Origin of the sequence: Agrococcus sp. HG114 (genome assembly GCF_024723325.1) — a bacterium.
In the GTDB taxonomy this organism is placed as follows: domain Bacteria; phylum Actinomycetota; class Actinomycetes; order Actinomycetales; family Microbacteriaceae; genus Agrococcus.
Genome location: NZ_JANQCH010000092.1, coordinates 1 through 9,338, shown reverse-complemented (window position 1 = coordinate 9,338; position 9,338 = coordinate 1). Strand labels below are relative to the sequence as shown.

The window sequence follows — 9,338 nt, the reverse complement described above, 5'->3', positions numbered from 1 at the left end:
GCGCCGAGCTCGACCGCTGGTGGGCGGCGATCGAGCGCGGTCGCTCGACCGACGACCTGCCGGCGCTGCGCGTCCCGTCGGACGAGCCGCCGCCGCCGCGCTTCTGGCGCCAGCGGCGGCCCGAGGCCGACGCGCGGCTCAAGCACGCGCGCGCCGCGCTCGCCGAGGTGGCCGAGCAGCTGCAGCTGCCGTCCGAGAACCTGCTCACGCCCGACACGCTCCGGCGCCTCGCGTGGGACCCGATCGAGCCGACCGCCGACGCGGTCGCGCGAGCGCTCCGCGAGCGCGATGCGCGCCCGTGGCAGGTTGCGGCCACCGCACAGAGGATCGCGGCCGCATTTGTAGACGCCGACCAAGCGCCCGCCGACACCTCCGACGGCGCCTCGTAGGAAGCGGCAACCGCCACGAGCGGGCTCGGGCGCGCTTCCTACACTGAGGCCGCAACCACCCAATCAGGAGGCATCGTGGCTGACGACGACGTCGTGTTCGTGGACGGCGTCCGCACCCCGTTCGGGCGCGCGGGCGAGAAGGGCATGTACTGGCAGACGCGGGCGGACGACCTCGCGGTCAAGGCGCTCAGCGGGCTGCTCGAGCGGAACCCGAGCCTGCCGCTCGACCGCATCGACGACGTCGCGGTCGCCGCGACGACGCAGACCGGCGACCAGGGCCTGACGCTCGGCCGCACCGTCGGCATGCTCGCGGGCCTGCCGGTCACGGTGCCCGGCTACGCGATCGACCGCATGTGCGCCGGCGCCATGACGGCGGTGACGACGGTCGCGGGCGGCATCGCGCTCGGCGCGTACGACGTCGCGATCGCCGGCGGCGTCGAGCACATGGGGCGCCACCCCATGGGCCTCGACGCAGACCCGAACCCGCGCTTCGTCGCGGAGCGGCTCGTCTCGATGGACGCGCTCAACATGGGCAAGACGGCGGAGCGCATCCACGACCGCTTCCCGCACCTCACGAAGGAGCGCGCCGACCGCTACGCGATGGCGTCGCAGCACAAGTACGCCGCAGCGCTCGAGGCCGGGCACATCCAGCACGACCTCATCCCGGTCGCGACGCAGACCGCCGAGGGCTGGGGCCTCGCGACCGCCGACGAGGCGCCCCGCCCCGAGACGACGATGGAGGGGCTCGCGGGACTGAAGACCCCCTTCCGCGAGCACGGGCGCGTGACCGCCGGCAACGCATCCGGCCTCAACGACGGCGCGACGATGTCGATCGTCGCCTCCGCGTCGGCCGCGAAGGAGCTCGGCCTCAGCACGAAGATGCGCCTGGTGTCGTTCGCGTTCGCGGGCGTCGACCCCGACATCATGGGCATCGGCCCCGTGCCCTCGACCGAGAAGGCGCTGCGCAAGGCCGGCCTCGGCATCGACGACATCGGGCTGTTCGAGCTCAACGAGGCGTTCGCCGTGCAGGTGCTCGCCTTCACCGACCACTTCGGGCTCGCCGACGACGACGCCCGCGTCAACCCCTGGGGCGGCGCGATCGCGATCGGCCACCCGCTCGCCTCCTCCGGCGTGCGCCTCATGCTGCAGCTCGCGCGGCAGTTCGAGCAGCGCCCCGACGTGCGCTTCGGCATCACCGCGATGTGCGTCGGCCTCGGCCAGGGCGGCACCGTCATCTGGGAGAACCCGCACCACAAGCGCTACGGGAAGGGCATCTGATGGCGGTGCGCGACGAGTTCCCCCGCCTCGCTGCGGCCCGCTTCGACGAGGTCGTCACCCGAAGCCACGTCCGTGACGTCGCGCTCGGCTCGGGCCGCACGCTCGCGCTCATCACGCTCGACAACGGGCGCGACCACACCCGGCCCTCGACGCTCGGCCCCGAGACGCTCTTCGAGCTCGGCGACACCCTCGAGGCGCAGCGCGCCCGGGGCGCCGCCGGCGAGATCGATGCGATCGCCGTCACCGGCAAGCCGTACTTCCTCGCCGCGGGCGTCGACCTGACGAACGTCTCCGAGATCCCCGACCGGGCGACCGCGGCAGAGCTCCCCCGCCTCGGCCACCGCGTGCTCGGGCTGCTGCACGAGGCGCCGGTGCCGACCTTCGTGTTCATCAACGGCCTCGCCCTCGGCGGCGGGCTCGAGATCGGGCTGCACGCCGACTACCGCACGGTCAGCTCGGCCGCGCCCGCGATCGCGCTCCCCGAGGTGTTCCTCGGCCTGATCCCCGGCTGGGGCGGCGCGACGATCCTGCCGAACCTCATCGGCATCGAGCACGCGCTCAAGGTCGTCGTCGAGAACCCGCTCAAGCAGAACCGCATGCTGAAGCCCGCGGAGGCGCTCGAGCTCGGGATCGCCGACGCGATGTTCGGCCCGGCGACGTTCCTCGAGTCGTCGCTGCGCTGGGCCGACGAGGTGCTCGGCGGCCGGAAGGTCGAGCGGCCGCACGCGCCGGGCGTCATCGAGCGCACGGTGAAGTGGCCCATCGCCGTGCGGATCGCGCGCGAGACGCTGCAGAAGCGCATCGGCAGCGTGCCCGCAGCCCCGTACCGCGCGCTCGAGCTGCTCGAGCTCGCGAGGAAGGACGACCGCGCGCTCGGCTTCGCCGCCGAGGACGAGGCGATCACCGACCTCGCCGTCGGCGACCAGTTCGTCGCATCCATCTACGCGTTCAACCTCGTGCAGAAGCGGGCGAAGCGCCCCGCGGGCGCGCCCGACAAGGAGCTCGCGAAGCCCGTGACGAAGGTCGGCATCATCGGCGCCGGCCTCATGGCGAGCCAGTTCGCGCTGCTGTTCGTGCGCCGCCTGCAGGTGCCGGTCGTCATCACCGACCTCGACCAGGCCCGCGTCGACAGCGCGGTCTCGGGCATCCGCGCCGAGATCGGTGCGCTGGCCGACAAGGGCCGCATCTCGACCGACGAGCAGCAGCGGCTCGCGGCGCTCATCTCGGGCACCGTCGACAAGGCCGACTTCGCCGATTGCGACTGGGTCATCGAGGCCGTCTTCGAGGAGCTGTCGGTCAAGCAGCAGGTGTTCGCCGAGGTCGAGCCGCACCTCTCCGAGACGGCGGTGCTCGCGACGAACACGTCGAGCCTGTCGGTCGAGCAGATCGGTGCGAACCTCGCCCACCCGGAGCGCCTCGTCGGCTTCCACTTCTTCAACCCCGTCGCGGTCATGCCGCTCATCGAGGTCGTGCGGACCCCGTCGACCGACGACGCGACCCTCGCGACCGCGATGCGCGTCGCGAAGGACCTGAAGAAGAGCGCCGTCATCACGCGCGACACCCCCGGCTTCGTCGTGAACCGGGTGCTCGCGAAGCTGCTGGGCGAGGCGATGCACGCGGTCGAGCAGGGCACGCCGTTCGAGTCGGTCGTCGAGGCCCAGCGCGGGTTCGGCTTCCCGATGGACCCGTTCGTGCTGCTCGACCTCGTCGGCCTCAAGGTCGGCGCGCACGTGCTCGACACCCACCACGCCGCGTTCCCCGACCGCTTCTTCGAGTCCACGGCGCTGCACGAGCTCGCCGAGGCGGGTGTGCTGCTCGAGAAGGACGCGAAGGGCGAGGCGAAGGGCATCGACAAGCGGGCGCGGAGGATCGTCGCGAAGCACGTGCCGAAGGGCGCGGTGCCGCTGTCGGTCGACGCGCTGCGCCGGCGCATCGAGGACGGCCTCGCGGACGAGATCAAGCGGATGCTCGACGATCGCGTCGTCGAGGCGGCCGAGGACATCGACCTCTGCATGATCCTCGGCGCCGGCTGGCCCTTCCAGATGGGCGGCATCACGCCGTACCTCGACCGGGTCGGCGCCTCCGAGCGCGTGTTCGGCGGCACGTTCCACGAGCCGCGCATCGAGGGCACGAGGGCCTGACCCGCACGCCCCTGCGGCAGACTGGCGGGATGCAGCCGCAGCTCGTCGACGCCCTCGCCCGTGACCTCGCAGCAGCGGGGCACACGGGCGAGGGCATCCGCGCGCTCCTCGGCGACGCCGCCGACGCCGCGCTCGCCCGCTCGGTCGCGGCACCCGCCCGCCGCGCGGCGCTGCGCTCCCCGGGCCCGTCGTCGACGCTGCTCCGCGCGCTCGTGCTCGGCGACACCGTCCCGACGGACGAGCTCGCGGATGCGCTGCCCGCGCTCGGCGTGGAGGGCGCGGTCGCGCTCGGCCTCGTCGAGGTCGCGGGCGACCGCGCGCTGCCGGCCGCGGTCATCCGCCCCTACGCCTTCCAGGATGCGCTCGGCGCCGGCGAGTGGTGGATCGCGAGCGACCTCGACGAGCTCGCCGGCCGCTCGCCGCTCCGCGACGACCACGTGCTCGGCGTGGGCGGTGCCGCGCGCACCCTCGCAGCGCTCCTGCCGCCCGCCGCGGCTCCGGTCGCCGACGCGCTCGACCTCGGCACCGGGTGCGGCGTGATCGCGCTGCACCTGCGGCGCTTCGCGGATCGCGTGGTGGCGACCGACGTCTCCGAGCGCGCGCTGCGCTTCGCCGAGCTCAACGCGCGCCTGAACGGCGTGGACGGCATCGAGACGCGTCTCGGCTCCCTCTTCGAGCCGGTCGAGGGCGAGCGCTTCGACCTCATCGCCTCGAACCCGCCGTTCGTCATCACGCCGCGCGCACCCGGCGTGCCGGCGTTCGAGTACCGCGACGGGGGCCGCACGGGCGACGGTCTCATGGCCGAGGTCGTCCGCGGCCTCGGCGACCACCTCCGCCGCGGCGGCCAGGCGCGCCTGCTCGGGAACTGGGAGACGATCGGCGGCGAGGGCGGCCTCGCCCGGGTCGACGGCTGGGAGCGCAGCGGGCTCGACCTGTGGGCGATCGAGCGCGAGGAGCTCGACCCCGTGCGCTACGCGGAGCTGTGGCTGCGCGACGGCGGCACGCTCCCGCGTGACCCGGCGTTCGCCCCGCTCGCGGGAGCGTGGCTCGACGACTTCGAGGCGCGAGGCGTCCGCGCGATCGGGATGGGCTGGCTCGCGGCCAGGCGGGGCGGCGCGGGTGCGCTCCGGCGCTTCGAGCGGGTGCCGCAGCGCGTCGCGCTCGAGCACGTCGGCGCGCACCTCGCGCGCGCGCTCGACGACGCCGCGTGGCTCGCGGAGACCGACGACGAGGAGCTCGGACTCGCCCGCCTCGTGGTCGCGCCCGACGTGACCGAGGCGCGCCACCAGCTGCCCGGCGCATCCGGCCCGAATGTCATCGAGCTCGTGCAGGGCGGCGGGCTGGAGCGGACGCTGTCGGTCGACACGGCGCTCGCGGCGCTCGTGGGCGCGTGCGACGGCGAGCTGCCGCTCGGCGTGCTCATCGGCGCGATCGCTGCGCTGCTCGAGGTCGACGAGGCGGTGCTCGCAGCCGATCTGCTGCCGCGGGTGCGGGAGCTCGTCGTGACGGGCTTCCTCGCGAGGCTCTGAGCGTCAGCTCTCGAGGAAGGGCTCGCGCGACGCGGCGACGGCGAGCGCGACGCGATTCGCCGCCCCGTACTCCCGCAGCAGCGCGCGCACGTGCGTCTCGACGGTGCGCGGCGAGCGGCCGAGCTCCGCGGCGATCTCGCGGTCGGTCCGGCCGAGCACGAGCAGCCGCAGCACCGCCGCCTGCGCGGGCGTGATCGCCCGCTGGGGCAGCATCCGCGCGCGCAGCCGCTCGAGCGCCTCCCGTCGCGCGCCCTCCCACATCGCGAGCACGCGCAGACCGCGCACGACGTCGGCGCTCGCCGCCGTCGCCGAGCCGGCCCTGAGGCGCAGCCTCGCGCGCAGTCGCAGCGCCGTCGCGCGCTGCCACGCTCCCGCCGGCCCGTCGGCCCATGCGTCGAGCTCGCTCACCCGCTCGGGCTCCAGCCGGCCCGCGGTCGCCTCGAGCACCGCGCGCCACGGCTGCGGCCACCCCTCCCTGACGCCGAGGCACTGCTCGACGAAGGCGAAGACCCGATCGCCCGGAAGGCCGGCTTCGAGCGCGATGAGCGCGGCCCGCAGCGCGAAGTGCGGCAGCTTGCGATGCTGCTCGCGCTCGACGGCGCGCTCGAGCACCCCCAGCGCGGAGTGCATCGACGCGCCCCCGGCAGCGGCATGGACGACAGCGCCCGTCCCCGCCCACAGCCTCGCCCACGCGGCGCTGCGACCGGCACCGGCCGCGCGCGCGAGCGCGCCGAGCTCGCGCGCCTCCGCGCGCATCCCCCGCTCGAGCGCGAGCAGCGCGGCCTCGGTAGCGATGCCCACGCGCTCCCTCGGCACGAGGGCATCGCTCTCGAGCGCGCGCTGCGCCCATTCCCACGCGCGCGGCCAGTCGCCCATCGTCACGGCGGCGGTCACCGCCCGGCGGTCGATCGTGCCGCGCGCGCCGAGCGCGTCGGCGAGCGTGAGCGCCTCGCCGATCGCGAGGAGCGCATCCGCGTGCCCCGGCTCGCCGGGCGCGATGCCGACGCGCTCGAGCACGGCGATGCGCACAGCCAGGCGGTTGTTCACCGCGCGCTCCGCAGTCGGGAGCGATCCCGGGTCGTCGCGGGCGAGCTCGAGCGCGCCCCGCACGGCCTCGTCGAGCAGCGCGACGTCATAGGCGCCGATCCCGTCGCTGATGCGCAGCTCGAGCTCGAGCCTGCGCCGCAGCGCGGGCGGCAGCGCTGCGCCCGCGGTGCCCTCGAGCGCGGCCCACGCCTGCGCGGTCGGGACACGCCCGAAGGTCTCGTGGGTCGCGGCGAGCCGGAACGCTGCGGTGTGCACCTCCACCACGAGCCGCTCCGCCTCGCCCGCCGCGTGCTCGCGCGCCTCCTCGAGCCGACGGATCGCGCCGAGCATGTCGCCGTCGCGCAGCGCGGCGCGCACGCGCTCGACTCTGCTGTGGACGTCCATCGCTCAGGGATACTACTGAGCGTCGGTGACTCCTGTACCCCGCACAGTGGACGCATGTCCCACCGCATGGCGCTCGAGACCCGCGCGCTCACGCGCTCGTTCCGACCGCGCCGCTCGCCCGAGCGCACGGCGCTCGACGGCATCGACCTCGCGCTGCCGACCGGCGGCATCCACGGGCTGCTCGGCCCGAACGGCGCGGGGAAGACGACGCTCTGCCGCATCGTGTCGACGGTGCTGCTGCCGAGCTCCGGCACGGCCCTCGTGCTCGGGCGCGACGTCGTCGACCAGGCGCAGCAGGTGCGCCGGTCGCTCGCGGTCGTCTTCGGCGGCGAGCGCGGGCTGTACACGCGGATCTCCGCGCGGGACAACCTGCTCTTCTGGGGCGCCATGGTCGGCCTCGGGCGCCGCGCGTCCGCGCTGCGCGCCGACGCGGCGCTCGAGGCGGTCGGCCTCGCCGATCGCGCGCGCGACCGCGTGGAGGCCTTCAGCCGCGGCATGCAGCAGCGCCTGCGCCTCGCGAGGGGCCTCATCGGTGACGCCGAGGTGCTGCTGCTCGACGAGCCCACCGTCGGCATGGATCCGGTCTCGGCGCACGGCTTCCGCGATCTCGTGCGCCAGCTCCGCGACGAGGGGCGCACCGTCCTCCTCACGACGCACGACATGGCCGAGGCCCAGGCGGTGTGCGACACGCTGACCTTCCTCGACCACGGGCGCATCATCGCCGCCGGGACCCCGCGCAGCATCACCGAGGCGGTGCGCACGGTGCGCGTGACGGTCGCGGATGCCGCTCCCGAGCACCGGCCCCTGCTCCAGGCCCGCGGATTCGAGACGCGTGACGACGGCACGGCCACTCGGAGCGCCGTCCGAGGGGAGGTGGCCGACCACGTGCGCGCGCTCACCGACGCCGGCATGGTGCAGGTGAGCGTCGTCGCGCCCACGGTCGAGGACGCGTACCTCTCGCTCATCGGCGAGCGCCGGACGGGCCCGTGAGCCCGCGGGTCGCCGCGATCGCGTTCGTCGGGGGCGCACTGCTCCAGCTGCGGCAGATGGGCCGCACGCCCGACTGGTTCCTCGCCTGGTGCACCACCCCGCTCACGACCCTCGCGCTCGTGGCGCTGCTCATGCACGCGGGGCGCCCCGACCTCGCTCCCGCCGCGGTGCTCGCCCCCGTGCTCATGGGGATGTGGTCCGAGTCCCTCTACGTCGGCGGCGAGGTGATCTCCGTCGATCGGCGCGCCGGCCGCATGGACGCTCTGCTCGCCGCCCCTGCGCCCTTCGCGGCGCAGCACCTGGGCCGGATGGCCATGGTGTCGGCGTCGTCGCTCGCGCTCGTGCCGCTCGCGTGGGTCCCGGGGTCGCTGCTCCTCGGCCGCGCGGTGCCCGTCGCGCATCCCGCGCTCTTCGCGGCTGCGCTCCTGCTCACCGCCTTCGCGATGTGCGGGATGGCGACGCTCATGTCATGCGTGTTCGTGCTGGCGCGGAGCGCCAGGACGGTGCAGAACGCCCTCTCGTACCCGTTCTTCGTGCTCGGCGGCGTGCTCGTGCCGGTGAGCCTCCTGCCGGCGTGGGTCGAGCTGCCCTCGTCGCTCTTCTTCCTGTCCTGGAGCGGCGACCTGCTGCGCGACGCGCTCTCGGCGACCGACGTCGAGGCGGCCGGCTGGCGGCTCGCCGCGCTCGCCGGCCTCGCCCTCGGCTGCTGGGCGATCGGGTGCGCGGCGCTCGCACGCACGCTCCGCGTCGCGCGGCGCACCGGCGAGGTCGGCCATGCGTGAGGCGCTCGTCTCCCCGCTCCGGATCGCGGGAGCGGCCACGCGCATCGCCGTCGGCGACCTTCGCGCGGTCTACTCGCCGCTGTCGTGGGGCGTCGGCTGGCTCGGCCGGGTGCTGTCGCAAGTGCTGTTCTTCGCGATCATCGGGCTCCTCCTGCAGGACCCGGACCTGCTGCTGCGGCTCGCGCTCGGGCAGGCGGTGCTGCTGTGCTGGCTCGAGTCCATGCTCTCGGTGCAGTCCACCGGCTGGGAGCGCTCCACCGGTTCGTTCCCGCTGCTCGTGGCCGCGCCGGGCGCGCTGTGGCCGGTCCTCGTCGGCCGGTCGGTGCAGTGGATGGGCTCGGCGCTCGCGACCTCCTCGATCGCACTCTTCGCCCTGTGCACGGCGCTCGGCGTCCGCTGGACGGCCGCGGGCGTCCTCCTTGCGCTCCTGGGGCTCGTCGCGACGGCGCTCGGCGGCTATGCCGTCGGCCTCGCGGTCGGCGCGGCCGTGCTGCACGCGCGACGGTGGCGCAACGTCGTGCCCAACGTGCTGAACGCCGCCCTCGTCGCGACCGCGGGCGTGACGGTGCCGACGGAGTTCTGGCCGCCCGCGGTGCAGTGGGCGGTGCAGGCGCTCCCGCTGCCGCATGCCCTCGCGTTCGTGCGGGGCGCGGCCGCCGGCTCCGCCGATCCCGCCCAGCTGTGCGCCGCGCTCGCGCTCGCGGCCGGCTGGCTCGTCGTCGCGTGCTGCAGCCTCGGCTGGTTCGTGCACGCCGGCCGGCGCGACGGCTCCATCGCCTTCGACGAGTGAGTCAGCGC

Annotated in this window: 7 protein-coding genes and 1 pseudogene; 7 read left to right on the top strand and 1 reads right to left on the bottom strand. The window is 74.9% G+C overall.

What is annotated here, in order from left to right; all coding sequences use genetic code 11:
* From NWP09_RS09435 to NWP09_RS09420, 4 genes and pseudogenes are all read left to right on the top strand, one after another.
* Positions 1-389: pseudogene (locus NWP09_RS09435) on the top strand (ribonuclease D); the annotation flags it as partial.
* A gap of 72 nt (positions 390-461) precedes the next feature.
* Positions 462-1,667: a thiolase family protein gene (locus tag NWP09_RS09430; protein WP_258275260.1), complete on the top strand. Its 1,206-nt coding sequence runs from the start codon at positions 462-464 to the stop codon at positions 1,665-1,667.
* On the top strand, positions 1,667-3,808 hold the full coding sequence (locus NWP09_RS09425) for a 3-hydroxyacyl-CoA dehydrogenase NAD-binding domain-containing protein (RefSeq protein WP_258275259.1): 2,142 nt from the start codon (positions 1,667-1,669) through the stop codon (positions 3,806-3,808). The genes NWP09_RS09430 and NWP09_RS09425 overlap by 1 nt, the downstream gene beginning before the upstream one ends.
* A gap of 29 nt (positions 3,809-3,837) precedes the next feature.
* Positions 3,838-5,337, top strand: a complete 1,500-nt coding sequence (locus NWP09_RS09420; protein ID WP_258275258.1) for a class I SAM-dependent methyltransferase — start codon at positions 3,838-3,840, stop codon at positions 5,335-5,337.
* Positions 5,338-5,340: 3 nt separating this feature from the next.
* Here the strand turns inward: NWP09_RS09420 and NWP09_RS09415 are convergent, their stop codons facing one another.
* On the bottom strand, positions 5,341-6,768 hold the full coding sequence (locus NWP09_RS09415; protein WP_258275257.1) for a LuxR C-terminal-related transcriptional regulator: 1,428 nt from the start codon (positions 6,766-6,768) through the stop codon (positions 5,341-5,343).
* Positions 6,769-6,822: 54 nt separating this feature from the next.
* Here NWP09_RS09415 and NWP09_RS09410 point away from each other — a divergent pair, with 54 nt between their 5' ends.
* Genes NWP09_RS09410 through NWP09_RS09400 form a run of 3 tightly spaced genes read left to right on the top strand, consistent with a single transcriptional unit; the run spans position 6,823 to position 9,330 of the window.
* The gene (locus NWP09_RS09410) at positions 6,823-7,758 is read left to right on the top strand and encodes an ABC transporter ATP-binding protein (protein ID WP_258275256.1); all 936 of its coding nucleotides are present in this window, start codon (positions 6,823-6,825) and stop codon (positions 7,756-7,758) included.
* The gene (locus NWP09_RS09405) at positions 7,755-8,540 is read left to right on the top strand and encodes an ABC transporter permease (RefSeq protein WP_258275255.1); all 786 of its coding nucleotides are present in this window, start codon (positions 7,755-7,757) and stop codon (positions 8,538-8,540) included. Before NWP09_RS09410 ends, NWP09_RS09405 begins: the two co-directional genes overlap by 4 nt.
* Complete coding sequence (locus NWP09_RS09400; RefSeq protein ID WP_258275254.1) at positions 8,533-9,330, top strand: ABC transporter permease; 798 nt, start codon at positions 8,533-8,535, stop codon at positions 9,328-9,330. The genes NWP09_RS09405 and NWP09_RS09400 overlap by 8 nt, the downstream gene beginning before the upstream one ends.
* Positions 9,331-9,338: the final 8 nt, after the last annotated feature.

What these genes read in the sequence shown, in the direction of transcription:
- NWP09_RS09415 (WP_258275257.1), bottom strand. Translation starts at nt 6,768, where the DNA reads ATGGACGTCCACAGCAGAGTCGAGCGCGTGCGCGCCGCGCTGCGCGAC.
- NWP09_RS09420 (WP_258275258.1), top strand. Translation starts at nt 3,838, where the DNA reads ATGCAGCCGCAGCTCGTCGACGCCCTCGCCCGTGACCTCGCAGCAGCG.
- NWP09_RS09400 (WP_258275254.1), top strand. Translation starts at nt 8,533, where the DNA reads ATGCGTGAGGCGCTCGTCTCCCCGCTCCGGATCGCGGGAGCGGCCACG.
- NWP09_RS09425 (WP_258275259.1), top strand. Translation starts at nt 1,667, where the DNA reads ATGGCGGTGCGCGACGAGTTCCCCCGCCTCGCTGCGGCCCGCTTCGAC.
- NWP09_RS09410 (WP_258275256.1), top strand. Translation starts at nt 6,823, where the DNA reads ATGTCCCACCGCATGGCGCTCGAGACCCGCGCGCTCACGCGCTCGTTC.